Source organism: Asticcacaulis sp. MM231 (assembly GCF_964186625.1).
Classification (GTDB): Bacteria; Pseudomonadota; Alphaproteobacteria; order Caulobacterales; family Caulobacteraceae; genus Asticcacaulis.
Window position 1 is genome coordinate 204,912 of the sequence record NZ_OZ075109.1, and the last position, 26,483, is coordinate 231,394.

Here is a 26,483-nt window from a genome sequence, read left to right on the forward strand (position 1 = left end):
CGTCAGCGGATTTTAAAATTGACGCTCAGGTCCAGAATCTTATTGGCAGTGTCAACACCCGCAGCGTCGACCTTGGCAATGGTCACCTGGCCACTAAAGAAGGCCTGTACCGATGCGCCAATCCCATAACCTATCGGAAATTCGTGGCGAACGACGCAAACATCCAGCACATGGTCAGAACCGATATAGCAATTGACCCGTGTCGTGCCTTCAACGAGCCCCCCGCGCGCGTCCGCCGGAAAGTTTTCCGACAGAAGTTTATGGAACATCCGCAAATTGATCGCTTCGCTATGTGTGCCCTTGGTGTCTGACCAGGTATGGGTGATCTCTGTCGGATGGGCGGTCTTTGAGAAGGCGCAGATGGACGGCGGGTCCTTCGCTTCAGGCCAGGCCTTCATGCGCTCAATGGCGTGGGCACTGCCGCGTTCCGCCGCACTGATATAAAGCCACTGGGCCTCCTGGTCATCCTTGGCGCCACCTTGTCCCGCCTCAACCATGACGGCGAGATGGTCTATGGCACTGGCCGAACCTAGGTAGGCGCCAAGTTTAAACCACTTTCGGGCGGCTTCCAACTTACCTAGCGAGAGGGCCTTCATGCCGAGTGCATTGGCCGCATCCCCACTACCGGCCTGGAAGGCTTGGACGTAAACGGTCATGGCCATATCTTCGTCTTTGGGCCCGCTTAGCCCATTTTGATAGTCGTATGCGACAGCGAAAAGACCCACCCGGTCTTTAAGCCCCAGCGCATTGCAATAGGGCATGGCGACCACGGCCGATTGAGGCCGACCTTCACCGAGCAGATTGGCAAGGCAGGTTTTCTGGCGACCGATCCGGTCACCCTTGTCGGCGGCCTTCTGATAGAGATCGAGGGCGGCGGCACGATCGACGGGATTTACCCCATCTGATTGCTCCAACGACGTGGCCAGATCGACGATCCCATTGACGTCACCACTCTTGGCTCGTTTCGTCAGGTCAGCACGGCGCTTGATCAGTTTGGCCCGTGCTTCTGGTGTCATTTCCTTCGGCCGAGAGGGATCCTCGTTCTGTTGGCTGATGTCGTCCGCCAACAAAACCGTCGGTATTACCAGCGCGGCAAGGCAAAATGCCAATATCGTCTTCTTCATGATTTTCCCCCCGGAAGACCTGATCGGTCTCGAAATGCGAGTGCACAAGATATTATGATTTGCGGGTGTTGGATACCGCTTTTGGAGAAATTCCCATAGCCATCACAGAATGTCCTGCGGTTGGATCATTGACTCTCCCACAAAAAGAACAAATAAAGAACGTTTGGTTCTGGTGGTTGTGGAATGTCTTCTTCTTCGAGCTACATTGAGCTCCAGTGCGCGTCGTACTTCTCGTTCCTGCAGGCGGTATCCTCTCCCGATGATCTCTTTGCGCGTGCAAAAGAACTCGGCATGGCCGCCCTGGCCATCGCCGATCGCAATACCCTGGCCGGCATGGTCCGCGCCCATGTGGCCGCACAAGAAAGTGGAGTCCGCCTGATCATCGGCTGTCGGCTCGATCTGAGGGATGGCATGTCCCTGCTGGTTTACCCCATGCATCGCGGCGGATACCGTAATCTCTGCCGGCTTCTGTCCTTGGGTAAAAGTCGGGGCGGGAAGGGCAGGTGCGATATCGACTGGGCGGATGTCGAGGACTTCCATGAAGGTCTGCTCGCCATCTTCATCCCTGACGAGGCCGATGCCCTGTGCGCCGTCCGATTGCGCAAGTTCAAAGCCCTGTTCGCAGAGCACGCCTATATGGCGCTCAGTTTGCGGCACCGGCAGAACGATCATATGCGACTGCACGAGCTGTCGAACCTGGCCGTCAAGCAGAGGGTGCCGACCGTCGTCACCAACGACATCCTCTATGCCGTTCAGGAACGGGCTTTCCTGCACGACGTCATCACCTGCATCCGTCACACCTGCAAGATCGATGATATGGGGGACTTAAGGACGAGGTACGCCGACCGTTTTCTCAAATCACCCGAAGAGATGCACCGCCTCTTCCCCGATTACCGCGAGGCCATGCGACGCACGCTTGAGATCGCGAACAAGTGCCGCTTCTCCCTGTCCGAACTGGAATACCAGTACCCCGAAGAAAAGCTGATGCCCGGCATGTCGGCGATTGAGGCCCTGAAACGTCTGTCCTGGGCCGGCGCCAAGTGGCGCTACCCGGAAGGCGTGCCACAGTCCGTCATCGATCTGCTGAAGCACGAACTGACCCTGATCGAGCGACTGGATTACGCGCCCTACTTCCTGACGGTGAACGCGATCGTCCAGTTCGCCCGGTCTCGCGATATTCTTTGCCAGGGACGCGGCTCGGCCGCCAATTCCTGTGTCTGTTATGTCCTGGGCATCACCAGCGTCGATCCCTCGCGTAACGACCTGCTGTTCGAGCGCTTCATCTCGGAAGAACGGCGTGAGCCGCCCGATATCGATGTCGATTTCGAGCACCAGCGCCGCGAAGAGGTCATGCAATGGGTGTTCAACACCTATGGCCGCAACCATTCGGCCCTGACCGCCGTGGTCAATCGCTTCCGCACACGCGGGGCCATGCGCGATACGCTGAAGGTGCTGGGCTTCCCAGAAGACACCATCAAGGTTCTGGCCAAGAACATCCGTTATTGGCACTCGGAAGGCTGCACCCCGGAAATGGCGGCGGAGCTGAACCTCAATATGAACGACCCGCGCCTGAAGTTGGCCTTCGAGATACATCTCCTACTGCTTGACGTGCCACGCCAGTTGTCCCAGCACCCCGGCGGCTTTGTCCTCACCCATGACCGCCTGGACGAACTGGTGCCGATCGAACCGGCGCGCATGAAGGACCGCCAGGTCATCGAGTGGGATAAGGACGATATCGATGCGTTGAAGTTCATGAAGGTCGATTGCCTGGCGCTCGGCATGATGTCGTGCATGAAACGCTGCTTTGACCTCTTGGCCGAAGCCAAGGGGATCCACATGGATATGTCGTGCATCCCACCGGAGGACCCGAAGACCTATGCGATGATAAGGCGCGCCGACACCATCGGCACCTTCCAGATCGAGTCCAGAGCCCAGATGTCGATGTTGCCGCGCACCAAACCGCGCACCTTCTATGATCTCGTCATCCAGGTCGCCATTGTCCGGCCAGGGCCGATCCAGGGCGATATGGTCCACCCGTACTTAAGACGACTGGAAGGTCTGGAAGAGGTCACCTTCCCGACGCCCGAACTGGCCAATATCCTGGGCAAGACCTTAGGCGTGCCGCTCTTCCAGGAGCAGGCCATGAAGGTCGTCATCACCTGTGCGGGCTTCTCACCCGGCCAGGCGGACCTGGTCAGGCGGGCGCAGGCGACTTTCAAGAAGACGGGGGGCATCGGTGCCCTGTCTCAGGACATCATCAACGGCATGCTGAAAAACGGCTACACCGAAGACTTCGCTATGTCTCTGGTCAAGCAGCTTGAAGGATTTGGCTCCTACGGCTTTCCGGAAAGTCACGCCTTTAGTTTCGCCATCATCTCAGAAGCTTCATCCTGGATGAAATGCCATCACCCGGAGGTTTTCCTAGCTGCGATCCTAAATAGCCAGCCAATGGGCTTCTATGCTCCGGCACAACTGATACGCGACGCCAAGATGCACGGCGTCGAGGTTCGGTGGTTCTGCGTCAACAACAGCCGCTGGGATTGCACCCTTGAGCCGACTGATCGGTCGGGTCGGTTCGCGGTGCGCTTAGGCTATCGCCTGATCAATGGCATACGTAGTGCGGACGTGGCCAACCTGATCTTTCATCGCGGCGACCTGCCTTACAAATCGATCCCGGATCTATGGCGCCGCGCCAAGACGCCGGAGCCGACCCTTCGTAAGCTGGCCAAGGCTAATGCTTTTGAGGGCGCCTTCCGGATCACCCGGCGCGACGCGACCTTTGCCATCAAGTCGCTTGGCGACGATGTCTTGCCTTTGTTTGACTGTATTCTGGATGAACACGGCCGCAGCCTCTCTGAAACCGGTCAGCCGGACATGAATTTCCGCCTTATGACAGACGGCGCCAATGTGGTGGAGGACTACAACCAGGTCGGTTTCAGCCAGACCGTTCACCCCGTTCATTTCCTGAGGAGCGATCTCACGCACCGTGGCTGCGTGTCGTGCCAAGAGGCCATGACGTCGAAGGACAAGCGTTATGTGTCCGTCGCCGGCATGGTCAATGTCCGTCAGCGCCCAGGCTCGGCTAACGGCGTGATCTTTATGACCATCGAGGACGAAAGTGGCGATGCCAATGTCATCGTCTGGGAGAAGGTGGGGGAGGCATATAAGCAGGCCGTGTTTGGAGCCACCATGGTCCTGGTCACCGGTTTTATCCAGAAGGAGGGCGACGTCGTCCACCTCATCGCCCGTTCCGTGGTCGACCTGTCATATATGTTGGCCAGCATTGGGGACCGTAATGCGCCGCTGAACGCACCGCACCAGCCGGGGGATGAGTTCCGCAATGGCGGGCCCGGCGTCGATCCGCGTGTGGCGAAGCAGGCGGAAATACAGCACAAGAGCCGGGATTTCAAATGAGATTGTTCGCCGAAAAGGCTGGCGCCGTACTTGTCGTCGGAGATAGAGCTGTGACGGTCTCACCCTGCGGGCTCGATCCCAAACGGCTAATGTTACCGGTTTTGGCCCTTAGCGGCCTACCAGCTCGTTTTGAATCTTAGAAAAGCGGAAGTCACTTAACCTTCGCGAGAGGCCCGGTAAGGCCGTTCTCACCATGCCAAGATAATATTGCCCTGATGGAATTTAAGATGGGGCCGATTAATGCTAACACGACCCTTGACCTAAATAATCCCTCTGGCCTAATTCAGGCACCAGGGCACTGCGAGTGGCAAATCTACGCCTCCGGCTCGGCCAAATGCGGATGTGGATAGAAATGTAGGTGCTTGCACGTTCTAAAAAGATAGGAAGTAGCGCTCACACCCCTGTATGAGAGTGCGGCTTGGCAGTGTGTGGTTGCAAGTAAATTTGGGGGCTTGAAATATGAATAAAACACATAACCCCAAGATCCCACAAATTTGGCCAGGTACACTCTGGATTGCCATTTTCGGCGCTGGGGTGGCCGTAGCCGTTGTGATCCGCACCTTTTTTCATCTCTCAAAGGCCGCACCGGCAGAACAAATCGGCTTAATATCGATCAACTTGCTGGTTTTAGCTGCCACGATTTGGGGCGTGCTTTCGTTACGCGAAAGCTGCAGTGTTTATTTGACTGAAGAAGGTATTGGGGCTGGACGCGGGAATAGGCACAAATTTATCAAATGGTCTGACGCAAGCTTTCAGTGGCGTTCAGACAATACGTTTATCGTGAAGAAGGGCGATGATACCATCGAAGTCAACGTCCTCCTCATGTCTAGTATGAAAGCCTTCTGGGAGTTCATCAAAACGAAAGTTCCAGACCAATCTCATTCCGATTAACGGGAGTAAATGGGAATAAATGATTTCCTTTTGTTTTGCTCGGCAGAACAACCTGATGACTCACGCAGATGTGCGCCTAAGAAGCCAGAAGGGTCTTAGAAACTACTGGGCTGGTCATGCGCCGTATCGACTGGCAGCAAGGCTGAGAGCGGGCGGATCATTGGCGCGTGAGATTAGCTGCCAATAGGTATGGCCAGCAGAGAGATTTAAAGTGATCCGAAACCTCCGGCCTTCTAAGTGAACGTCCGCTTCTCGGAGCTACTACAGGTCCTATGTAACACTTCCACATTGGCCATTAGGAGACCTCATTGCTAAGAATAGCGGAAGTGCTAAGCGACCAAGATCGAGGCGCAGGACCTTCAGGACGATCGGGCTTTCAACCCAAGGCCGGACTCGCATGTTCCAAGCGAAAGAAGACACCCAGTTCGCCGTTGTTGATCTTGGCAAACCGGCCTTCCATCGTCATGGGGCGGTCATTCCAGGCGATGGGCTGGTTGGACAGCACTTCCATAACCTCGTTGGGTTCTCCAGGCGGATGATAGAAGCAGACAGGGGTGTTGATACCGAGCAGGAAATGCTTTGTATGGTCGGACCCGTCCAGGGGAAGCACGAAACCGCGGGCCCGCACGGTCGTCCCGTCCAAAGCCGCGATTTCGGGTGTCGGGGTAAGGGTATAGTTGCCGGTTTTGGCATCGTAACCGACATGGCATCTGTGCATCATGTCCCAGAGCGGATCACAGGCGCGGGGGAGACCGGCTTGTGCTCGGCGCTCGGCGCGCAGTTCTGGATCGAGTTGGGCAGCCTGTGGATTGGCGGCCGAGCAACCTGCGGACAAATCTTGTTTTGTCAGGCTGAGGGCCTGGCGCGGGGAAATAAACAGGCTTGCAAGGGCCGCAGCCGTACCGCCGGCTCCCAGGAGCGTTAAAACCAAGCCTCGCCGATCGATCATGACGGTCTCCTACGATGTCTCCAAAACCTGCGGCCGACCACCTTGGGTGAAGAAGGTCTACTATGTGGAGCCCCTTGCGAAGGGGTCGGGTGTTGCGATATAAAGTATCGTTATGCGGCAATGTTAAGGCAAAGTTTCTGCTAGGTCGCTATGGCGGAAAAAGGCTGGGACGTAACGATCCGGCGGGGACGACATCACAGTTAAGCCCATCCGCCAGGCGCTGCTGGAGGCTAGGCGACCTCAAACGGCCGCGCCTCGTCTGCGTATCTCTGCGTGCGTTATCGAACTTGAGCCCTTAGCTGTCATTGGCATAGGGGCCCTGGCCACCGCTGGCAATATACTTATCAACGCGCGCCTGGAGCACGGGGAGGGGCACGGAGCCGAGGTCAAGCAGGGTGTCGTGAAAGGCGCGGATGTCGAACTTTGTTCCAAGCGCTTTTTCCGCTTTGCGTCTGGCGTCCCAGATAACCTGTTCACCCAGATAATAACTCAGGGCCTGAGCGGGCCAGGCAATGTAACGATCCACTTCCGTTGTCACCTCATGGGTAGACAGGGCCGTATGATCGAGAAGAAACTGCCGGGCTTGTTCGCGGCTCCAGCCCTGTGAATGAATCCCCGTATCAACCACGAGACGCGCGGCCCGCCACATCTGGTAACTCAGCATGCCGTAGCGTTCGTAGGGCGTGTGGAACATGCCCATCTCGTCACCAAGGCGTTCGCAGTAGACGGCCCAGCCTTCGCCATAGGCCGAGATGAAGGTATTCTGCCGGAAGGGCGGGAGGGACTTGTTCTCCGCCGCCAAGGGCATCTGCATCGCATGCCCCGGCGCCAACTCGTGGAGGGTCAGGGCGGGTAGCGCGTACAAGGGGCGGGAAGGCAGATCGTAGGTGTTGACCAGGTAGATGCCGGGGCCGCCACGGCCACTGGTATAAAAGGGGGCCACGTCATCAGGCACCGGCACGATGGCAAAGCGGGATCGTGGCAGACGCCCGAAGTATTGCGCTGCCTTGCCGTCGAATTCCTTAGCGATCCATGCCGCCCTGTCGAGAAGGGCTTGCGGCGTCTTGGCGTAAAACTGCGGATCTGTACGCAGGAAGTCGTTGAAAGCCTTCAGGTCGCCGGCGAATGCGACCTCCGCCTTGATCGCCATCATGTCCGCTTTGATTTTCGTTACTTCGTCAAGACCGATTTGATGGATTTTTGCGGCTGTCCAATCGAGCGTGGTGTATTCGCGGATCTGCGATTGATAAAAGGCTGGGCCGTCCGGCAGATCGATCGCGGCGATGGATGCCACAGCGCCTGGGGTGTATTCGTTGCGCAGGAAATCCAGGACCTGTTTGTGGGCGGGTACGACCTTCCCCTGAATAACGCTGGCGGCTTCTATGCGCAGCTTGGCCTGCTGATCGGCCGGAATAGTATCCGGCATTTTTTTGAATGGCGCGTAATAGGGATTTGCTTCAGAGGTGTCCGTTATGGCGCTTACGACACTCGCATCGCGTCCTTCCAGAACCACTTTCGGAAGGGTGAAACCGCGCTTGAGACCCGCGCGCATGTTGGCGATATTTTCCTCAAAGTAGACCGGGAAGTCGCCGAGCTGTGACAGATAGTTTCGGTAATCCTCAAGGGTATGGAAGGATCCGCTTGTGAGATAAGTCAGGTCGCTCCAGAACGAGGTGTCGCCGCTGAGCGGCCGTTGGTAGAGCCTGAACTTTTGATCCGCGATGAGGGTCTCAATCTGAAATTTGTAGACGGCGTAGTCCTCAGCATGTTGCGGAGTCAGCCTGGACGGATCGATGGTTTGCAACTCGGTCTGGACGCTGTTCCAGCGGTCGAGTTTTGATTTCTGGGTTGCCTCGTCAACGCGCGGAAGGTGCGCAGCCTGCGCGGCTCCGGAGGTGTTTTCGTCGGACGCGGTTTGGCTGCTTCGCCATGTAAATTCATCCGTGCTGAGCTTAACGAAGTGGGCGTCGAAATCTAGCGAGATGTGCGCAGTCGGCCTACGACCTCGGGTAGCACCGGCCAGAGCCAGGCTCGGAGCTGCCGTCGCGCTCAGGATGGCGAGGCCGGAGAAAAGCGTGGAGCGGCGTGTAAAACGGGGCATGGAACAACTTTGTAAAGGGAGATTGTTCCGGAACCGTATAATTTATTCAGATTGTTGTAAATGGTATGTTATAACATTTATTTATCGACACACTACGTGGACGCTATGATTACGAAGGTGCGCCGTGTGGTTCATCATCATTAGCGTGGTCTACCGCGCTATGGGGGGCACTGGCCTCAGCGGTTCTGGCCTTCAAAAGGGTAATGAATTTAGGCAGAGGGCACATCTGGTTGGGGCCTTCCTTGCAAGCCTTCATGGCCAACGGCTTCCAGGTGGCATGAGCGCGCATGGCGCGGATGTCATCGGCGGTCTGACTGCGGTAGTAGACCCTGACAAAGGCCCGGCCATGGGCATCTCGGATCAGGGCAAGCACAAGCGCACCGCCTGGCGAGGGATCATTTAGCGCAAAACCGGGGGCTTCTACCGCGACACCCAATAAGGCGGCCAGGGCCGCGACATTCGTGTCGTGGCCGATCAGCATGTCGAAAGCCGGGGCGTCCGGACGGCTGAAGTCATCGATGATTCTCCGTGCGGTCGGTTCGGTTTGAAATGCCATCATGTAGGGCGGGCGTGAGAAGACGTCGAACAGGGCGGCATGGACTTCACCAACCGCTTTCAGCGTCGCTGGATTGGCACGGCCCCAGCCAACCTCTTTCAGCGGGAAGCCTTCGAGATATTCCAGCATCAGTACCTGAGCTGTACCTGACGCATCGCGAACCGGCCCTTCGAACACCAGGCCGCGATTATCAGCCGTTGCGGCAAGGCGAGGCGCCCGCTGCGGGCTGCACGGGCGAGTGTCACAGGCCAGTACATGTTCGAGCCGTCCGAGCGCGGCGGCATGGCGCTGAACCAAGACAGACATGCCGCCGGTATAGGCATTGATGCTGGCGACAGCCCTCTGGGCATCGAACCAGGGTGGCGGCGCGCGGGTCGGCTCGAACAAAGGATCAATTTGATCGTCAGGCAGATGGCCCGCCTTAAGCGCGCATCCAGGAGCCAAGCCCTGTAGATAGGCTTGTCCGGTGGCGATGGTGCGTGGAGCCGTATTGGTCCAGACAACCATCGTGGCGGGATCGGGACAGGCCTTTGTGGGCAGAATGCCAATTGCCGAAAGCCAAGTGCGATCGGTTGTTCCGAGCGCCTTCAGGACATCGGCGCCATGGTTTGTGATGGTCTCCGGCGGGACGCTCCAAGCCGGCCATGGGGCGCCGGTTTTGGTGTCCAAAGGAACCTCATCGGCAATGGGAGATCGCACGCCATGGCGCATCAGCATGACGACGCGTTCGATCTTTTCATCGGAAGATACAGGCTGCGCAGAGACCTGGACTGCCAGCAGATAAGCTCCGGCAAAAGTGAGGGCGAAACGAAGCCAGTGATGAATGGTCATGGAAACTCTATTATGGCTGCTATGTGGCTTCAGCGGAAGGAGGACGCCTGCCAATTCGGTCGAAACTGGGGCAGTCGCGGCACGTATTTCGGGATAAGCATGGTGAGGAGACGCAATTGGAAGGCAAGGTGGTCACGAACGAACGTGTAGAGTCGCGATGTTCCCTCAAACAATCGTCATAACGCGCCCCTTTGAAGGTTTCGTGACCTTGGCCCGACATTTGAGGAGCTGTACGGCGGACGCTAAACGCGCGAAACAACTCACCAAAATAGCTAGACTGCGCCGTGATTGCTTACATGAAAACACCGCACCATGCTTCGCCATTGCTTCGAAGACTAGCCAGAAAATACGGTTGAGGAAGGCTGACAAAAACTTAAATTTCATATGGACGGTCCATCCTTCACTTTCTTTCGCTTTATGAGCGAGACCGCGGCAACCGAGATAACCGTCACTGCCATCAGGACACCTACAGCGAGGAAAGTCCGGTCTGACAAGGCGGCATTCCATTGAAGTAACTGCAGAAGGGCGTACGCCGCCATTACATAGGAGAGGCCAACGATCAGCCAGCCGACACCGCGACGATACGTCCGCGCCTGGGCTAGATTTGCCTTGTCGGTTACCAGGCGTGTGATCACCAGGCTATCTAGGCCGTCGGTGAGGATCATGCCGGCGGCGAAGCTCAGGCCGATGACAACGGCACCGGCAATGCCGCTAACCTGTGACGCGGCGACGCCCCAGGCGGCGATTTGCGCCGCCGTGTCGATGACCAGCCCAAACACCAGTCCGATCGACATTGTCACGAGAGGGTGGGTCGATACGCGCAAAAGACCGGGCAACACACTGTGGCGCCAACCCTTGGGCACGTAGATCTCTTTCGCCAACAGGGCTCTGAGATTGAGCGTACCGATCACGATAAACAGGCCGATGATGAAGATGGCCATCGCTGTTTCGAATTCCGGTGGCAGGGTGATCATTTGCCCGAGAAAGCCAAACAGGGCCGCAATCATCAAAACGGATATCGTGTGCCCCGTCGAAAACAGAAATCCAGTCCAGGCAGCGGCTTTGGGCCGCTCGTCGAGGGCGCGGAAGGTGATATTGTCGATGACGGCGATGTGGTCCGGATCGAGCCCGTGGCGCATGCCTAGCAAAAAAAGCAGGCCCAAGGTCTCTGGGGCAATAGAGGTCATCGAAATCATTTTGTAGTCCGTCCTGTCCACGCCAAATCGCCACTCGACGAAATGTGTTATATTGTAACAGTAAGAAAATCCAGCCTGATTTCGATAAATCCTCGACGCCCGGTCTCGCCGCTTAAATGCCGGCGGCGAAAAGTCTCTTGCGCTACGCTAGTAATGATATATCATAACATTTTTGAGCGACCCCGGATAGGTAAAAGTGCCCGCGTGATCAAGTAGGAACCTCATGCTCATGATGAAGAGATTATTGGTGTCTGGGACTGCGCTTGGGCTGGCATTCAGCGTGACAATGTTCCAGCCGGCATCGGCTGACGAAGGGATGTGGACCTTCGATAATCTTCCGCTGGCGAAGATCAAGGAGGCTTATGGTGTAAGCCTCGATCAGGCCTGGATTGATAATGTCCAGGCGTCTGCGGTTCGCCTGAGTGTCGGCTGTTCGGCCTCGGTCGTCTCACCGGACGGTCTCGTTCTGACCAACCATCACTGCGTTCTGGAATGCGCTCAGAACCTGTCCTCATCGAACGAAGACCATGTCACGAACGGTTTTATAATCGCCGGCAAGCCGGAAGAAAAATCATGTCCTGGCCTCGACGCGGAAATTCTGACGGATATCGTTGATGAGACGCAGGCCCTCAATGCCGCAACCAGTGGACTGACCGGGCAGGCCTTCATCAAGGCTTATGGCGCAAAGGCCGCTGAACTGGAAACGTCGGTCTGCGGCGATGACAAGGCGTTGCGTTGCCAGGTGATCAACTTTTACCAGGGCGGGCAATACAAGCTTTACAAGTACCATAAGTACACGGATGTTCGCCTCGTGTTCGTCCCTGAATTTCAGGCGGCCTTCTTCGGCGGCGATCCGGATAATTTCAACTTTCCCCGCTATGCGCTCGATGTGGGGTTCCTCCGCCTTTATGAAAATGGCAAGCCGATCAAGGCGCAGCACTATCTGAAATGGAATCCGCAGGCGCCAAAAGACGGCGAGCTGACGTTTGTTGCCGGTAATCCCGGAACGACCGAACGCCTGCTGACGGCCTCTCAACTGGAGAGCCGCCGCGATGTGTCTTTGCCAGCCGCCCTGATCACACTGTCCGAACTGCGTGGCCGGCTGATCGCCTTCTCCGAGACCAGCCCGGAAAACAAACGTATCACCAAGGACGAGCTGTTCGGGGTCGAAAATTCTTTCAAGGCCTATAGCGGCGAGGAACTGGCGCTGGTCGGTTCCGACATCGTAGCCGGCAAGAAGAGGGAAGAAGCCTATCTGAAATCAACGCTTACCGGGGATTTTGCGAAGGACATCGGCGATCCCTGGGCCAATATGGCTGCCGTTCAGACGGATTATAAGCGGTTGCGCCTGCCTTACAGCTATCTGGACAAGACGCCTGGTGACCTGCTGAGCATGGCGCGTACAATCGTTCGGGGCGTCAAGGAGCGGGAGAAGCCGTCGGCTGAACGACTGCCGGAATTTTCCGACTCACGTTTATCGGGCGTCGAGACGCGCCTGTTTTCGGAAGCCCCCATTGAAAAGCCGTTGGAACAGGTCGAACTTGAATTCGGTCTGTCGAAGGCGCGTGAAAATTTGACCGTCGATAGCCCGGTGACCCAACTGTTGCTCGGCAAGGAATCACCGGAAAGCCTGTCGAAGCGACTGGTTGCCGGCACGCACCTGACTGATCTGGCGGTGCGCAAAAAGCTCTGGAACGAGAGCTGGGCAGACCTTCAGGCCTCCGACGATCCGATGATCCAGTATGCCATCCGCATAGATGACCAAGCACGTGCCATCCGCAGCGAATATTAAGCCAAGGTGTCGGGGCCTGCGCAGATTGCGGCGGAGAAAATTGCCAGGGTTCGCTTCAAGGCGTATGGCACCTCGACCTATCCAGACGCCACCTTCTCGCTGCGCCTGTCATACGGGAAGGTCGCGGGCTGGACCTATAATGGCACAACCGTACCCGCCTACACCTATATGGGCGGTCTGTTCGATCGGGCAACCGGACAGGAACCCTTCAACGCGCCGGCGATGTTCCTCGCGGCGAAAGACCGGATCGATCCGAACAAGGTCTACGACTTTGTCACCACGAACGACATCGTCGGCGGCAATTCAGGCTCTCCGGTCTTCAACGTCAGGGGCGAGGTGATTGGCGCAGCGTTCGACGGCAATAGTCTCTCGCTCGGTGGCGCGTTCGCCTATGACGGATCGGTCAATCGCTGCGTCGTGGTGTCAACGGGCGCTATTACCGAGGCCCTCGACAAGGTCTATGGTCGCAAGGCTCTGGTCGCTGAATTGTTGACGGGTAAATAGGAGGTGTCCGGCGGTCATAGCCCGCCGGGCCATTTTCATTGTTGCGAATTGCAATGTTATACTATAACCATCAGCCAGTGTTTCTTTGAGGACGCGCGATGGCCTTGGTAGCCCGTGATCTTGTCGTTCGGCGTCGTGACCGCGAGATTGTTTGTCCTGATCTCACCCTTTCCGAAGGCGACACCCTGGCGCTGGCGGGACCATCCGGGTCAGGCAAAACCTCTATATTATTGGCGCTGGCTGGCATCTTACAGCCTGCGTCCGGACGCGTCGACGTCGCCGGAACGTCTCTATGGACGCTATCCGAAGAGAAACGGGCCATATTTCGCGGACGCACGATTGGCTATGTATTTGCCGCCTTTCACCTTGTGGACGCGCTAAAGGTCGAAGAAAACCTGCAGTTGGCGCGAACCTGTGCCGGGTTGCCACATGACAAGAGCCGGGCGCGGTCTCTGCTGGAAGACCTGGGTCTTCGTGACCTTGAGCGGCATCGGGCCGATCAATTAAGCCAGGGGCAGATGCAAAGGGTCGCCATTGCTCGGGCGCTGATGAACCATCCCAGGCTCCTTCTGTGTGACGAACCCACAGCAGCGCTCGATCCTGTCTCTGCAGCCAGGCTGATTGACCTGCTGCGACGCTGCGCGAGCGCGGAAGGTGCCGCCTTAGTCGTTGCAACGCACGATCAACGCGTCATGGATGCGTGCGGTACGGTCATTTATATCGAAGGAGAGGGCGCATGAGCCTCTGGTCACTGTCCTTCAAATACTTGCTGCGCCGTTGGGGTGGCGCGCTCTTGACTGTCATCGTCGGGGCCCTGGGGATAGCGCTCATCGGTACGGTCATGAATTTGGCGGAGGACGTGCCTTCTGCGGTCAAGAAAGCGCTTGGCGGCGCGGATATGGTGGTCGGCCCCAAGGGATCGGAACTTGATCTCGTCATGTGCTGCGCCTTGCATATTACGCCGACACGCGGACTTGTGTCTTATAGAGCCGCCGCCGAGGCCGTCAAAAATCCTTACGTGAAGGCCAGCGCGCCCGTCGCTCTGGGTGACAGCTATAATGGCACGCGTATCTTGTGGACGACGCCGGCCATTGTCGGGATTTATGATGCGAAGCTTGCGCAAGGCCGCATGTGGTCTGGCGGCATGGAGGCCGTCGTGGGCGCCGGGGCCGCGCGGTCACAGCACCTGACGATCGGCTCGAAAATGATCAGCACGCACGGTCTGGACATAGGTGGCGAACTGCACCGCAACGCCGCCTATACGGTCGTCGGGATTTTGAAGCCGAACGGATCGGTCATCGATCGTCTCATCCTGGCCGACCTGAAAAGCATCAGGGTCGTGCACGTCGATATAGACGATCCGGACGAGCAGGGACCGACGCAGGTGGCGGGTCAGGGCTATGACAAAGACGGCATGCCGATCGCCATCAGCGCGATGGTCGCCAAGTTCTCGTCGCCCATCGCGGCCGCCATTACGCCGCGCCAGATTAGCACAACGACGGATTTGACGGCGGCCAATCCGGAACTCGAAATGGCCCGCCTCAGTGCGCTTGTGCGTCCCGTATTCAATATCATGGTGCTGTTCGGCGTGCTGTTCGGCATCGTTGCCGCCTGCATGGCTGCGATCAGCCTTGTCAGCGGATTAAACCAGAGGGCACGTGACCTCGCACTTTTGCGCATCCTTGGCGCCTCCCGCTTCAAGGTCGCGCGCATGGCTTTTCAGGAGTCTCTAATCCTGGTGCACGGCGCGTTCCTGCTCGGAATCGCTGTAATGGCGGGGCTTGGCTCGCTTGTCGCCGACCGTATGCTGAGCTATGGCCTGTTGATTTCCAACTGGCCAAGCCTGCGCGAATTGCTACTTATCTATGTGGGTACGCTTGTCCTGGCCTTGCTGGCCAGCATCATTCCCGTGGTAAGGGTTGCGGCCTCATCCGTGGAGGAGGGCCTGAAAGCATGATGGAACGACGTGGGCTCTTGACAGCGGGACTGGCGATGCTGTCCTTGCCGCTCATCTGCGGGGCGGCACCGAAGAAAAGCGCGAAGCCGGCCGCGACATCCAATTGCGTGGATGTCGAACTGTGCGCTGAAAGGCAAAGCCAGGCGGGCCTGCCACGCTCACCCGATCCCTTGTGGTCGCTCCTACGTCAGTGCAAGGTATCTGAAAACCAGAAGACCGGTATGTATGCGATAGTTGCCACGCCGGAGGTCAAGGCCCTGGCCGGAAAGATCGTCAGAGCTAAAGGGTTCACGCTCCCGTTAGATGGCAACGACCGGACCAATCACTTTCTGATTGGTGTGAACACACCCGTCTGCTTCTACCATCCTCCGGGGCAGCCGAATGAAGTAATCGAGGTCATCTCAAAAAGTCCGGTCGTCTGGGACGAGAAAATGACGACGATCGAAGGGACATTCAGCCTGATCAACAATGGTGAAATGGGCGTTTTCTTCAAGCTGACAAATGCACGTCAGGTCAGGGGGTAGTGCGGCAGATACTCCATGGGGGAATGTGGCAGGGGAATAGATCTCCAGACATGACAGCGTCTCTGTCAGCCCTTCCACCGCAACTCGCTTCTGCATAACCTCAGTATAACACAGACGTTGGTTATGTCGGGTTTCAGGCGTGGGTCGGAAATCATGGCCAAACTTCCGCCTTTGGTGCACAGGAGTAGAGGTTGTAATCAGGAAGGCCTGAAGATTATTTACAACGACCTGTAAGTTTCGCGGATAAGCTTGAGTCTAATCTCCTGACACCCTTAAGAAGGAGACCGATATGTTGGCATTTTTTATTGAACCAAAGCACCGCCTTGTGGCGTTTTTCATCGCGATAGCGCTGGCGATATCGGGCCTTGTATATGGATTCAGCACCGGCGCGTTCCAACGTAACAACCGCGAAGCGCTGAGGGCCGAGCGTGAAGCCGCCAAGGTGACAGACGCACGCTAAGGGAAGCCTATGCCAGAGGCGGACGACGATTTTACCGGATGGATCACGCCGCACCTCAGCCGGTTGGCGCGGATCAGCCGTGCCTTCGCCGCCCCGGCAGATCAGCACGACCTCATGCAGGAACTGCTGATTTCGGTGTGGAAGGCGCGTCCGGCCTTTCGGGGCGAAGCGTCACCGGCGACCTTTATTTACCGCGTGGCCCATAACCGTGCCCTGACCTGGAAACGGCGCGATGCCCTCATGGGCCTGCGTTTTTTGAATGCGCGGCATGAATTGGCGGATATGGCCGCCGATACTTGCCGTGAGCCTGATCAACAAAGGCTGGATGGGCTTTATACCGCTATCCGTCAGCTTGCGCCGGTTGACCGGTCGTTGATGCTGCTGTCGCTGGACGGTGTGGCCTATGCCGACATGTCTGCGCTACATGGCCTGAGCGAAAATACAATTGGCGTCCGCCTGAGCCGTGCCCGTGCGCGGCTGGTGGCCATTGTCGGGGAGATGTCTGATGGATTTTGATACCCTTGAGCGCCTGTGGCGGAGTGAGGCCAATCATCAGGCCAGCGTGGCTGAGACCTATGTCGTCAAATCAACCCTGAAGACACTGAAAAACCGGCGGCGCAAGGTCGCAACCGGTATGGGGCTGGTTGGACTCGCCCTGACGACATGGACATTTATGATTCTCTATGCCTTAGCCGTGGGCAAGATCGCTAGTCTTGCTCGTGAATGGGGGATAGTCGCGCTGCTCATCGTCTCATGGGTAGCTTTCTTTGCAGCGATTGTACAACAATGGCGGCATATGAATGCGCACCCGCACACGACCGACACAATGCCGGAAGTTCTCCGGGCACTGATTGATGAGAACCGCACTGCGCAAGCCAGAACCCGCATGATGGCGATGGCGCTGATCGCCTTTATAGCGGTTTTGGGCCTATGTCTGTGGCAGCTTTATTCGGTCGGTAAGATGGAGCTACAGCATGTGGTGCAAGGCTCGATCCTTTTCGGTGCCGCCCTGGGGCTATCGAGCCTTATGCACACCATCCGATACGTACGCCTATTACGACCAGAAGGTAAGCGGTTGCAACGCCTGCTCGACCAATACGAAGTCGAGAATTGACATGCGTACTGTTCAACCGGATGCACCATGTTAGGATTCTCAGACCCCAAACCGTTTGCTGTCTACTTTCGGGAAGGTTTTAATCAAGCAGATATTCTCTCAGTTCCACTTCCGCCTTGGGCGCAAACAGGTCGGATGGCCCTGTCATCTCTGCAGATTTGAACGCCAATTACGCCTTGACGGCCAGTGATTCAGCAACAGCGATAAGTGTATCGAGGTGGTCGTCACCAAGATTTGCGCACGTATTTACAAGACGCTTAATACGAGGATTGGACTCTGCGTTGGGCACGCCGAGCAAAGCATTCGGCGTTGTCAGCAGTGCCTTTGAAATACCAATGAGCGTGCCGAAGTCAGGGTCACGGTCGCCTGTCGCGTAATGACTATAACGACGTGGATCAAGCCCGGCGCGCTCTGCAACCGCCGTATCAGTGAGCTTGAGCTCTTTCGCGCGCAATTTTAGATTTTCACCGAGGACTTTCATTAGAACAAAGTGTTCTAAAACTGCGTGCAATTGTACGCACAATATGGTCTATTTATAGACCAAATTGGGCTAAATCTTTACAGTCAATCGCCTTTCTAAACAACCAAACATCATTCCGAACAGAGTGGCACAATGGATATCGATCAAGTTGAAAAGTTCTATATAAATGCCCGCGCTGTTGGCGCGCTGGATCGCCACATCGGTGCGCGATTGCTGTCCCGGCGGATTTTGCTCCAGATGTCTGAGCAGTGGCTGGCAGATGCCATGGGGTTGAGGCTTGATGAGCTGGAGGCCATGGAAACAGGCACCATGCGTATTGGGCCGCGGCGTCTGGCGTTTATTGGTGCTGCTCTGGACGTGGCCGACCGGTATTTCTTTCTGGATTTTCTGGAGACGCCTGACGGGGCGTCGCGAAGGCCGGGCTGGTTGCGCGAGGTCGATTGCTGGTTCCGCGACCGGGTGGCGCCCTATGAAAATCTGCTCCTGAGCGTGGCGAAAGACCTGATCGGCTCTAAGGGGGCTGCGCGCGATCTGGTCCACGATGTGTATGCTCAGGTTCTCGTGGGCGACCGGTGGCGTACGATTGAGAACCCGAAAGCCTATCTTCGCAAATCGGTTGTACATGCGGCCTATGCTTTTTTGGCCAAGAGCCGCATCGTGCCCTTAGCGCACGGCGACGATGTCAAAGACGATGTGAAGGATGAACTGCCAGGTCCGGACGTGGAGGCCGAACAAAGGGATCATCTGCGCCGCGTGTTGGTGGCGATGAATAAGCTACCCCCCAAAAGTCGGCGTGTCATGATCCTGAGGAAGGTCCAGGGTTTGTCGGGACAAGAAATCGCCAAGCGGCTGGGTATCAGTTTGAAGGGTGTAGAGATCCACCTGACGCGCGGCATGGTCGCCCTCAACAAACATTTAGAGGCAGACGCTGTGGGGTTGGGGTTGAACGCGACCCTCTATACGCAAGACAGCACCGCCGACACTTCCATCTCAGATTGAACTGCCTTAAGCTGGGACGGTATCGGGATGCACCGGACCGTGGCTGGAAGTGTTTGACGTGACTGAACCTCTCGACAAAGAAGTGGATGACCTCCTTGAAGCCGCAGCGTCATGGCATGCGCGGCTTGACCTAGGCACGGCCAAGCTTAAGGACTTTGAGCGCTGGCGCGATGCCGACCCGCGCCATGCCGCGGCCTTCGCTCGCATCGTGGGCACGGATGAATTGATCGAGGATGTGAAGTTCCGGCTTATTGACGAAGTCGATGAATTCGAGGTGCCGCCTGGGACGATGAGCCGTCGGCAATGGTTAGGTGGCGCCATTGCCGGCGCGGCGGCTGTGGTACTTGGGGGAGGGGGGCTATTTGCGCTTCTCAATCGCCACGCCCGTGCGGAAACCCAAATTGGTGAGCGGAAAAGCCTGACCTTGACCGATGGCGCGCGCCTGGAGGTGAACACGGACACCCGGCTGTCGTGGACGTGGGGTGAGCGTAAAAAAGAGGTCTGGCTGAAGCAGGGCGAAATCGCTGTTTCCGTGCCGGCGTCGTCGCAAGACGTTTCGATCCATGCGTTGGGCTACGAAATTAAGCCCTCTGAGGGCGAGGTCAATGTGCGTATCCGAAACGGTGCGCTGGAGGTCACATGTCTGAAGGGCATGGTTCAGATTTTTGAGCCACCGGTGAGGCGGGCCCCAAATGTCGTTGTTGAGGAAGCCGCGCCGCCTATGCTCAAACCGGGCCAGGCCTATTCTTCAGCGTCGTCGAACCTGGGCATAAAGACCTTAACCGAGACGGACATCCAAACCGTTCAGGCATGGCAATCTGACGAACTGTTTTTCACGGGCCAGACCCTCGCGGCCGTCGTTGCGGAATTCAATCGCTATCTCACCCGCAAGATCGTGATCCGCGACCGGTCTATCGAAGGCCTTAGGCTTGGCGGGCGGTTCAATGTTCATGACGCCCAGGCCTTCCTGCAGTCACTAAAGGGTAGTTTTGGTATCCAGGCATCAGACGAAGGCGATGTGATTGCATTGACGCGGTCATAGTCGAACTTAGGGGCTTGAGGTCAAAAGGTGCGAGCTAGACGCGTTCGGCTGGAAACCTACCTATCAAATTTGGCGACCGTCACGCTTTCCTCGGTTATTCTCAACACCAGCCTTGAAATGACCGCCATCATGTAACATATAAAGTTACATGAAACAGGACAGCAAACTTTCGGGCATTCTCCACGTGATTCTCCACATGGCCAGCCTCGACACACCCGCCACGTCCGAAAAACTGGCGGCCATGATGGGCACCAACCCGGTGGTCGTCCGCCGCATCATGGCGGGCCTGCGAGAACGCGGCCTCGTTCATTCGGAAAAAGGCCACGGCGGCGGCTGGACGATCGCCCGTGATCTCGCAGCCGTCACGATGGCCGATATCTATGCCGCCGTTGGTGCGCCGGAGATCTTCGCGCTCGGCCACCGCACCGAACGGCCATCATGCCTGGTCGAGCAGGCGGTCAATGCCGCCTTAGACGATGCCTTCGCCGAGGCCGAAGCCCTGCTGATGGCGCGGTTCGCGGACGTCACTCTTGGCGCCCTGGCCGCAGACTTCCGCCAGCGCATGCGGGCGCGCCGCCAGACCCTTGAGGAGCAAAACCATGATCTTTGACGCCATTATCATCGGCGGCAGCTTCGCCGGCCTTTCCGCCGCCATACAACTGGCGCGAGGCCGCCGCTCGGTGTGCGTGATCGACGCCGGCCAACCGCGAAACCGTTTCGCCTCCCATTCTCACGGTTTTTTCGCCCATGACGGCGACGCGCCACGCGTCTTGATCGGCGCCGGACGCGAGAAGGTGGCGGCCTATCCCAACGTCACCTTCATTGACGCGCAAGCAACCGGAACACGTGGCCAGAATGAGGACTTTACCGTCACAGCCGGCGGTCAGGATATTCAGGGACGAAAATTGATCCTCGCGTTCGGTATCCGCGACAACCTGCCAGATATGCGAGGCCTGAAAGAACGCTGGGGCCATTCTGTGCTGCATTGCCCTTATTGCCACGGCTATGAGTTCCAGGGACAGCCGCTCGGCGTGCTGAGCCTCACCCCCATGTCGGCGCATCAGGCGCTGATGATCCCGGAATGGGGGCCAACCACGTTCTTCCTCAATGGCGGTGAGATGCCCGACAGCCAGACACGGGCGCGATTGCAGCAACGGCACGTGATTATCGAACCCGCCCGCATATCCGGATTTGTCGGCGCGGCGCCTGATATGGCGGGCGTCATGCTGGAAGACGGCCGGACTGTCCCGATTACGGCCCTTTACCTGGGTTCGCGCACCGAACTGAACAGCCCGATCGCCGGCGTGCTGGGCTGTGCCTTACAGGACGGCATGTTCGGGCCGGTCATTCAGATCGATGGCATGGGCCAGACCAGTGTGCCTGGCGTCTATGCCGCAGGCGATATCGCTCGTTCGGCCCATAATGCGACCTGGGCAACGTCTGATGGGGTGATGGCCGGTTCGGCCGCGCATCGCTCGCTGATCTTCGATCCCCTCGGCATGACATTTTAACCGCCGGTTTGGTGGTTGGCCGTGACGATCACCCTGTCGCTTGTCGTCCATCACGCCCGCAGATTGTGTAGGAAAAATGGGTGGTGAAGGAAAGCCGGATGCTCACCCTTACCCGTGCCGGCGTGAGTAACGAGGCCAATTTTCAGGTCAGACTGATCCGGTTGATGGCGACGCGGAGCGCGGGTGCGTGGCGTGTTGCTGTCGACTGTAAGCGGGTGGGCCGAGGCCGCTCACAGCAAGAGCGACAGCCCGGACCAAACGGGTCCACGGCGAGACGGTCCGACAGTGTCGAGCCCTTGCCGGTCAAAGGTTGCAGAAAAGCCCACCTTAAAGGCAGATGCCTTCAGCCAGCCGGCGGTCGACGCCACTGTGCAGACATCAGATCGGAAATGGTTGGATCGGAACGCTCTTTCAAGCCTGCAATGATGCGTTCGCGGTCGCCTTCAGGGTGTGTCTGGCTTAATTTGGTCGTACCTTCGAGGCTGTCGACATGGACGCGGAAGGAGCGGATCTTAGGGAGTAAGAACGCCACGCGACCTTCGGGCGCCATATCGATCGTCCAGGGTGCACTGAACGCGTTCTCAGCTATGTCAATGGTACGGCGCAACACGTCTGTTTGACCCGCCTCATCGTCGATGACCTCCAGCGTGCCGCGTACATGGGCAGCGACATAGTTCCAGGTCGGCACTTCTGGCTTTTCCACATACCAGCGCGGCGAGATATAGGCGTGCGGCCCTGCGAAGATCGCCAGCGCCCTGTCGCCGGTGCGCATCGTCTTCGCTTGCGGGTTTCGTGCCGCCATATGCCCGATAAGAGTTGTCTGACTGTCATCCGTCTCGAAAACGATGGCAGTGGTCGTGGCCGACATATCGGCCAGGATCAGGGTTGCGAAGGGATAGTCACGCACAATGGCAGCCGGATCAGAGGCGATATAAGGCTCGGCACGGAAGAGGGTAGGGCTCATCGGAATTCCTGAAAGTGTGTCGGTCATGCCTGTGTTCTGAAAACACATCATAAGACCTGCCTACATAACCCTCATAATGCTGCAAGACACCGACAAAATGCGGATCGGGTGGTGAGCCTGTGTCACCGTCACCTCCGGCCTTTGCATCCTGACAGTTACAAAGCCTTGTTCTAGCTTGGATTCATCCACCACAGGGCTGGACGCATAAGGTGTGTAGCCGCAAGTAGAGTCAGTTCCTTCACCTTGTGGTGACTTTTGCGCACCACGCACGACATTTTTTGCAATGCGGCATAATCTGATGCTGGCCCACTATTGCTTCACTTCACGAGGATACAACCCCATGCCCAGGTCCTTCCTGTCTCTTGCCCTTACTCTGTTTTTGGCGCCGGCGCTTTACGCAAGCCCGGGGTTCGCTCAAGTGCCGGCGCCGACTCCACCCGATAGTCAGGCTGATCTCAAGCCTGTCATCAATTTTGGTGGCAAGGAGCTGAAGTTTGACTGGCCGATGCTGAAGATAGGCACGGGTGAGTACAGCGAAGGGCCGACCGGCGTGACGGTCTTCAGTTTCGATAAAAAGGTCATGGCAGCGGTGGATGTACGCGGTGGCGCGCCTGCCACCGTCAATACCGACCTGGCGCGACTGGGCTATCCGACCTCGGATTTTGACGCCGTGGTTTTTGCTGGTGGTTCGGCCTATGGACTGGAAACCACGACGGCTGTGGCCAGCGCGCTAAAGGATGATGGCAAAAATACCGGCAACTGGGATTCCATCGCGGTCGCCCTGGGCGCTATCATTTTCGACTATGGCGACCGCCGCCTCAATGAAATTTATCCCGACAAGCGGTTGGCTCAGGCCGCCTATCGCGCCGCTCAGCCGGGTGTCTTCCGAAACGGCGCCGCCGGGGCCGGACGCATGACCATGTCAGGATACTTCTTCGGCTGCAAGGCGCATTCCGGGCAGGGCGGTGCCTTCCGCCAAATCGGCGACCTGAAGATCGCGGTCTTCACCGTGGCCAACCCCTACGGTGTGGTCGTCAACCGCGATGGCAAACTGGCCGCCTGTTACAATGATGCCGGCTGGCCGGCCAATATTACCGTCAATGACCTGATGCACAACCTGCCGGAAAGCCGCAAGGCCGGATGGGCCACGCCCAGCGGGCCGATGCATAACACCACGATCAGCCTTGTGGTCGTCAACCAGAAGATGGACGCCGCGGAACTTCAGCGCCTGGCGATCCAGGTTCATACCTCCATGGCGCGTGGTATCCAGCCTTTCTCGACAATGAATGACGGCGATGCGCTTTACGCCGTATCCACGGGCGAGATTGAGGCTGAGAAGGGTATCGTCGACAGCACCGAAATCGGCGCCATCGCGTCCGACCTGATGTGGGACGCCATCCTCAATTCGGTGCCCGCGCAGGACCCGCTGCCCGTCATCACAGCGCAGCCGGCCATCCCAGTCAAAGCTCTGGCGGGCTATGCGGGCGAGTACCGGTTTTCGAACTTCGTCACCGTCACGGTCAGTGAAAAGGACGGCAAGCTCTATGGCCGTGCGACCGGTGCGCGCAAAGCTTTCAACGTGCCGCTTGATCAGACGGTCGAGCTGTTACCGGTCGGGCCTGGCCTCTTCGCGGTGCCGGGACGCTACCCCACGGTGCTTGATTTCAACCAGTCAGGTACGCTTGTCATGAACCCTGGCCTTTGGAAGCAGACCGGTCTCTGGCAGAAGGCGAAAAAATAACCGCTTGCGGTGCGTTGTGCGCACCGCTCCGAACCGGCTACGCGCCTAGTCACAGGACCGTCACAAAAACAATCTGATGCCGTGGATACCCACACACACGAAGGGGATAACAACAATGACATCGAGATTTTTCAAAGCAACGAAAGGGAGCGTATCGGTACACGCGCTTCTGTCCGTCATGGTGGCGGGGGGGCTGCTCAGCAGCGTCGCCGTCACGGCCCATGCCCAGACCGAGGAAGCCGCTGCTCACGTGGCGGACAAGACGAACGACGTCATCGAGGTGGTGGTGACGTCACAGAAGCGCCGCCAGCGTCAGATCGACGTGCCGGTCGCGGTCAATGTGCTCAGCGCCGAGACCCTGGAAAAGCGCAATATCCAGACGGTTCAGGATCTGTCCTTCTCGGTGCCAGGTTTGATCCTGCGGTATGACGGTCCCGGTTCTTCGCAGATCTTCCTGCGCGGCGCCACCAACATCCGCGGGTCTGACGCCCTGGTCTCATCCTATATGGACGATACGCCGGTGACGCTGACCGGTGGCTTCCGTCAGGTCGACCTGCGTGCCCTTGATCTGGACCGTGTTGAGGTGCTGAAAGGACCACAGGGCACGCTTTATGGCCAGGGTGCCATGGCGGGTACGGTGCGCTTTATTACACGCAATCCCAGTCTCTATACTGTGGACGGCTTCATCAGGGCCGATATCTCGTCGATCGACGAGGGTGATACCAATTCCAAGGTGTCCGGCGCGGTCAGCCTGCCCCTCATCAAGGGCACACTGGGCCTGCGCCTGGCGGGCGCCTATGAATCCGGCGGGGGGTGGATCGACCAGCCCGGACTCGGTATCAAGGACGGTAACAACCAGGACATCTACAATCTGCGAGCCAAGCTGTTGTGGAAGCCGACAGATGATTTCGACATGACGTTTACGGCCACCACCTATTCGATGAAGAGCCGGTTCGGCCTCGACTACGAAAACCCGGACCGCACCCGCCCCGTTCCGGTAAGTCCGGATTACGACCTTTTGCCGTCGCGCCATGACCGCTCGCAAATCCTCAACGTCACGGCCAACTACAAGACCGGCATAGGCCGCCTGACCAGTTCAACCAGCTTTGTCGAACTCGACCGCAACTATGCCACAACCTACATCGCCGGACCCAAGACGACATCCGCCGGTATTCAGAACGAAGGCTTCGACGGCATCAGCGATCGCGCCCAGCAGTTTACGCAGGAAATCCGACTGACCTCTGAGGGCAGCGGTCCGTGGCAATATACGATCGGGGCCTTTTACAAGGATGCCCAGGGCAATCTCGATGATAAGGGCGTTTCCTACTATGCCGGCGGCACCTATCCCTTCACCTATCGCAAGTACGATACGTCCAGGTCGATCTCGGCCTTTGCCGATATTGGCTACAAGATCACCGACAAGCTCCTGATCGGCGCCGGTATTCGGTCCTTCAAGGATGATCAGACCGCCACGGACCTGGCCGGCACAGAGCAGAAAGCGACGTTCGACTCGATCGATCCGCGCGTCTATGTAACCTACGCCCTGACACCGAAATGGAATCTCTACGGCAATATCTCCAAAGGCTTCCGCTCGGGCGGTTTCAACAGCGCAGGCCTGCCAGCCTATGATCCAGAAAAGCTCATGAATTACGAACTGGGCACCAAGGGGATTGTGGCTGACGGCAAGGTACGCTTCGATATCGCAGCCTATTACAGCAAGTACGACGATGCCTTGCGCACCGGGCAGTTCTTCAACTTTCCGGCCGGTTATGTCAGCTATACCCGTAACATCGGTGAGATGGAAATTAAGGGACTGGAAGGCACAATCGACTGGCGCGTGACTCCGGCCCTGACCCTGTCGGCCAATGCCGCCTATATCGACGGTGAAGTCACCAAGCTCAATCTCGGCGCTGGAGAGACGACCAACTTCCAGGTCGGTGATGGTCTTGACTATGCACCGAAGTTCTCCTCCACCATCGCGGCGGATTACAGCTTCAACTGGGCCACCAACGTGCCGGGCTTCGTCCATGTCGATTACGTCTATCGCGACAAGACCTACGCCACCGACAACTCGATCCTTATCCCCCGTACCCAGTCGTCCGACCGCATCAACCTGCTCAATGCCCGCGTAGGCGTCACTTGGTCGGAGATCACGGCGGAACTCTACGTCACCAACCTGACGAACGAGAACCTTTTGGTCGATCCTTATGACGCCTGGCAACAGTCGTCGCGGACCAAGCCACGCACCGTGGGTGTCAGCCTGTCGCGTAATTTCTGATAGACATGCCGGCCCGCTGCCAGATGATGGCAGCGGGCCATGTTATTTTCCTGG

At 57.6% G+C, this 26,483-nt stretch carries 21 protein-coding genes and 1 pseudogene; 15 read left to right on the plus strand and 7 right to left on the minus strand.

The features are described 5' to 3' along the window. Positions 1–2: 2 nt before the first annotated feature. Positions 3–1,124 (minus strand): tetratricopeptide repeat protein, encoded by a 1,122-nt coding sequence (locus ABQ278_RS17770; protein WP_349322365.1) that lies wholly within the window; start codon positions 1,122–1,124, stop codon positions 3–5. A 183-nt stretch (positions 1,125–1,307) separates the two neighbouring features. Here ABQ278_RS17770 and ABQ278_RS17775 point away from each other — a divergent pair, with 183 nt between their 5' ends. Together ABQ278_RS17775 and ABQ278_RS17780 are read left to right on the plus strand one after the other, a co-directional pair. Beyond that, positions 1,308–4,538, plus strand: coding sequence for an error-prone DNA polymerase (locus ABQ278_RS17775; protein ID WP_349322366.1), 3,231 nt, complete (start codon positions 1,308–1,310; stop codon positions 4,536–4,538). A gap of 459 nt (positions 4,539–4,997) precedes the next feature. Continuing rightward, a complete protein-coding gene (locus ABQ278_RS17780) occupies positions 4,998–5,429 on the plus strand; it encodes a hypothetical protein (protein WP_349322367.1) in 432 nt (143 codons plus the stop codon). A gap of 376 nt (positions 5,430–5,805) precedes the next feature. Here the strand turns inward: ABQ278_RS17780 and ABQ278_RS17785 are convergent, their stop codons facing one another. From ABQ278_RS17785 to ABQ278_RS17800, 4 genes are all read right to left on the minus strand, one after another. Then, positions 5,806–6,378: a DUF3299 domain-containing protein gene (locus tag ABQ278_RS17785; RefSeq protein ID WP_349322368.1), complete on the minus strand. Its 573-nt coding sequence runs from the start codon at positions 6,376–6,378 to the stop codon at positions 5,806–5,808. 295 nt (positions 6,379–6,673) lie between these two features. Next, positions 6,674–8,479 (minus strand): DUF885 family protein, encoded by a 1,806-nt coding sequence (locus tag ABQ278_RS17790; RefSeq protein WP_349322369.1) that lies wholly within the window; start codon positions 8,477–8,479, stop codon positions 6,674–6,676. 109 nt (positions 8,480–8,588) lie between these two features. Then, positions 8,589–9,866: a histidine-type phosphatase gene (locus ABQ278_RS17795; RefSeq protein WP_349322370.1), complete on the minus strand. Its 1,278-nt coding sequence runs from the start codon at positions 9,864–9,866 to the stop codon at positions 8,589–8,591. A gap of 380 nt (positions 9,867–10,246) precedes the next feature. Then, positions 10,247–11,062 carry a hypothetical protein gene (locus tag ABQ278_RS17800; protein ID WP_349322371.1) on the minus strand — a complete coding sequence of 272 codons (816 nt, stop codon included), beginning with the start codon at positions 11,060–11,062 and terminating at the stop codon, positions 10,247–10,249. A 316-nt stretch (positions 11,063–11,378) separates the two neighbouring features. Here ABQ278_RS17800 and ABQ278_RS17805 point away from each other — a divergent pair. From ABQ278_RS17805 to ABQ278_RS17835, 7 genes and pseudogenes are all read left to right on the plus strand, one after another. Next, positions 11,379–13,358, plus strand: a pseudogene (locus tag ABQ278_RS17805) (S46 family peptidase). A 98-nt stretch (positions 13,359–13,456) separates the two neighbouring features. Further along, complete coding sequence (locus tag ABQ278_RS17810) at positions 13,457–14,098, plus strand: ATP-binding cassette domain-containing protein (protein WP_349322372.1); 642 nt, start codon at positions 13,457–13,459, stop codon at positions 14,096–14,098. After that, entirely contained in the window at positions 14,095–15,315 is a 1,221-nt protein-coding gene (locus tag ABQ278_RS17815; protein ID WP_349322373.1) for an ABC transporter permease, read from the plus strand. The genes ABQ278_RS17810 and ABQ278_RS17815 overlap by 4 nt, the downstream gene beginning before the upstream one ends. Further along, entirely contained in the window at positions 15,312–15,839 is a 528-nt protein-coding gene (locus ABQ278_RS17820) for a DUF3299 domain-containing protein (protein ID WP_349322374.1), read from the plus strand. The genes ABQ278_RS17815 and ABQ278_RS17820 overlap by 4 nt, the downstream gene beginning before the upstream one ends. A 289-nt stretch (positions 15,840–16,128) precedes the next feature. Then, the gene (locus ABQ278_RS17825; RefSeq protein ID WP_349322375.1) at positions 16,129–16,299 is read left to right on the plus strand and encodes a hypothetical protein; all 171 of its coding nucleotides are present in this window, start codon (positions 16,129–16,131) and stop codon (positions 16,297–16,299) included. 9 nt (positions 16,300–16,308) lie between these two features. After that, positions 16,309–16,815 (plus strand): RNA polymerase sigma factor, encoded by a 507-nt coding sequence (locus ABQ278_RS17830; RefSeq protein ID WP_349322376.1) that lies wholly within the window; start codon positions 16,309–16,311, stop codon positions 16,813–16,815. Then, positions 16,805–17,413: a hypothetical protein gene (locus ABQ278_RS17835; protein ID WP_349320115.1), complete on the plus strand. Its 609-nt coding sequence runs from the start codon at positions 16,805–16,807 to the stop codon at positions 17,411–17,413. Before ABQ278_RS17830 ends, ABQ278_RS17835 begins: the two co-directional genes overlap by 11 nt. A gap of 169 nt (positions 17,414–17,582) precedes the next feature. On the opposite strand, the gene ABQ278_RS17840 is transcribed toward ABQ278_RS17835, so the two are convergent. Continuing rightward, positions 17,583–17,894, minus strand: coding sequence for a helix-turn-helix transcriptional regulator (locus tag ABQ278_RS17840; RefSeq protein ID WP_349322377.1), 312 nt, complete (start codon positions 17,892–17,894; stop codon positions 17,583–17,585). Between the two features lie 132 nt (positions 17,895–18,026). On the opposite strand from ABQ278_RS17840, the gene ABQ278_RS17845 reads away from it, so the two are divergent. The 4 genes from ABQ278_RS17845 (at position 18,027) to ABQ278_RS17860 (ending at position 21,446) form a co-directional block, all read left to right on the plus strand. Next, positions 18,027–18,893 carry an RNA polymerase sigma factor gene (locus tag ABQ278_RS17845; RefSeq protein ID WP_349322378.1) on the plus strand — a complete coding sequence of 289 codons (867 nt, stop codon included), beginning with the start codon at positions 18,027–18,029 and terminating at the stop codon, positions 18,891–18,893. Positions 18,894–18,951: 58 nt separating this feature from the next. Continuing rightward, positions 18,952–19,935, plus strand: coding sequence for a FecR domain-containing protein (locus ABQ278_RS17850; protein ID WP_349322379.1), 984 nt, complete (start codon positions 18,952–18,954; stop codon positions 19,933–19,935). Positions 19,936–20,083: 148 nt separating this feature from the next. Then, positions 20,084–20,545, plus strand: coding sequence for an Rrf2 family transcriptional regulator (locus tag ABQ278_RS17855; protein ID WP_349322380.1), 462 nt, complete (start codon positions 20,084–20,086; stop codon positions 20,543–20,545). Next, complete coding sequence (locus tag ABQ278_RS17860; RefSeq protein WP_349322381.1) at positions 20,535–21,446, plus strand: NAD(P)/FAD-dependent oxidoreductase; 912 nt, start codon at positions 20,535–20,537, stop codon at positions 21,444–21,446. The genes ABQ278_RS17855 and ABQ278_RS17860 overlap by 11 nt, the downstream gene beginning before the upstream one ends. 343 nt (positions 21,447–21,789) lie before the next feature. Here ABQ278_RS17860 and ABQ278_RS17865 read toward each other — a convergent pair whose 3' ends face one another. Beyond that, a complete protein-coding gene (locus ABQ278_RS17865; protein WP_349322382.1) occupies positions 21,790–22,410 on the minus strand; it encodes an FMN-binding negative transcriptional regulator in 621 nt (206 codons plus the stop codon). 340 nt (positions 22,411–22,750) lie between these two features. On the opposite strand from ABQ278_RS17865, the gene ABQ278_RS17870 reads away from it, so the two are divergent. Continuing rightward, complete coding sequence (locus tag ABQ278_RS17870; protein WP_349322383.1) at positions 22,751–24,151, plus strand: P1 family peptidase; 1,401 nt, start codon at positions 22,751–22,753, stop codon at positions 24,149–24,151. Between the two features lie 115 nt (positions 24,152–24,266). Further along, on the plus strand, positions 24,267–26,429 hold the full coding sequence (locus ABQ278_RS17875) for a TonB-dependent receptor (protein WP_349322384.1): 2,163 nt from the start codon (positions 24,267–24,269) through the stop codon (positions 26,427–26,429). Positions 26,430–26,483: the final 54 nt, after the last annotated feature.

What these genes read in the sequence shown, in the direction of transcription:
- ABQ278_RS17835 (WP_349320115.1), top strand. Translation starts at nt 16,805, where the DNA reads ATGGATTTTGATACCCTTGAGCGCCTGTGGCGGAGTGAGGCCAATCAT.
- ABQ278_RS17785 (WP_349322368.1), bottom strand. Translation starts at nt 6,378, where the DNA reads ATGATCGATCGGCGAGGCTTGGTTTTAACGCTCCTGGGAGCCGGCGGT.
- ABQ278_RS17775 (WP_349322366.1), top strand. Translation starts at nt 1,308, where the DNA reads ATGTCTTCTTCTTCGAGCTACATTGAGCTCCAGTGCGCGTCGTACTTC.
- ABQ278_RS17840 (WP_349322377.1), bottom strand. Translation starts at nt 17,894, where the DNA reads ATGAAAGTCCTCGGTGAAAATCTAAAATTGCGCGCGAAAGAGCTCAAG.
- ABQ278_RS17830 (WP_349322376.1), top strand. Translation starts at nt 16,309, where the DNA reads ATGCCAGAGGCGGACGACGATTTTACCGGATGGATCACGCCGCACCTC.
- ABQ278_RS17820 (WP_349322374.1), top strand. Translation starts at nt 15,312, where the DNA reads ATGATGGAACGACGTGGGCTCTTGACAGCGGGACTGGCGATGCTGTCC.
- ABQ278_RS17810 (WP_349322372.1), top strand. Translation starts at nt 13,457, where the DNA reads ATGGCCTTGGTAGCCCGTGATCTTGTCGTTCGGCGTCGTGACCGCGAG.
- ABQ278_RS17865 (WP_349322382.1), bottom strand. Translation starts at nt 22,410, where the DNA reads ATGAGCCCTACCCTCTTCCGTGCCGAGCCTTATATCGCCTCTGATCCG.
- ABQ278_RS17855 (WP_349322380.1), top strand. Translation starts at nt 20,084, where the DNA reads ATGAAACAGGACAGCAAACTTTCGGGCATTCTCCACGTGATTCTCCAC.
- ABQ278_RS17860 (WP_349322381.1), top strand. Translation starts at nt 20,535, where the DNA reads ATGATCTTTGACGCCATTATCATCGGCGGCAGCTTCGCCGGCCTTTCC.
- ABQ278_RS17795 (WP_349322370.1), bottom strand. Translation starts at nt 9,866, where the DNA reads ATGACCATTCATCACTGGCTTCGTTTCGCCCTCACTTTTGCCGGAGCT.
- ABQ278_RS17790 (WP_349322369.1), bottom strand. Translation starts at nt 8,479, where the DNA reads ATGCCCCGTTTTACACGCCGCTCCACGCTTTTCTCCGGCCTCGCCATC.
- ABQ278_RS17845 (WP_349322378.1), top strand. Translation starts at nt 18,027, where the DNA reads ATGGATATCGATCAAGTTGAAAAGTTCTATATAAATGCCCGCGCTGTT.
- ABQ278_RS17770 (WP_349322365.1), bottom strand. Translation starts at nt 1,124, where the DNA reads ATGAAGAAGACGATATTGGCATTTTGCCTTGCCGCGCTGGTAATACCG.
- ABQ278_RS17870 (WP_349322383.1), top strand. Translation starts at nt 22,751, where the DNA reads ATGCCCAGGTCCTTCCTGTCTCTTGCCCTTACTCTGTTTTTGGCGCCG.
- ABQ278_RS17815 (WP_349322373.1), top strand. Translation starts at nt 14,095, where the DNA reads ATGAGCCTCTGGTCACTGTCCTTCAAATACTTGCTGCGCCGTTGGGGT.
- ABQ278_RS17800 (WP_349322371.1), bottom strand. Translation starts at nt 11,062, where the DNA reads ATGATTTCGATGACCTCTATTGCCCCAGAGACCTTGGGCCTGCTTTTT.
- ABQ278_RS17875 (WP_349322384.1), top strand. Translation starts at nt 24,267, where the DNA reads ATGACATCGAGATTTTTCAAAGCAACGAAAGGGAGCGTATCGGTACAC.
- ABQ278_RS17825 (WP_349322375.1), top strand. Translation starts at nt 16,129, where the DNA reads ATGTTGGCATTTTTTATTGAACCAAAGCACCGCCTTGTGGCGTTTTTC.
- ABQ278_RS17780 (WP_349322367.1), top strand. Translation starts at nt 4,998, where the DNA reads ATGAATAAAACACATAACCCCAAGATCCCACAAATTTGGCCAGGTACA.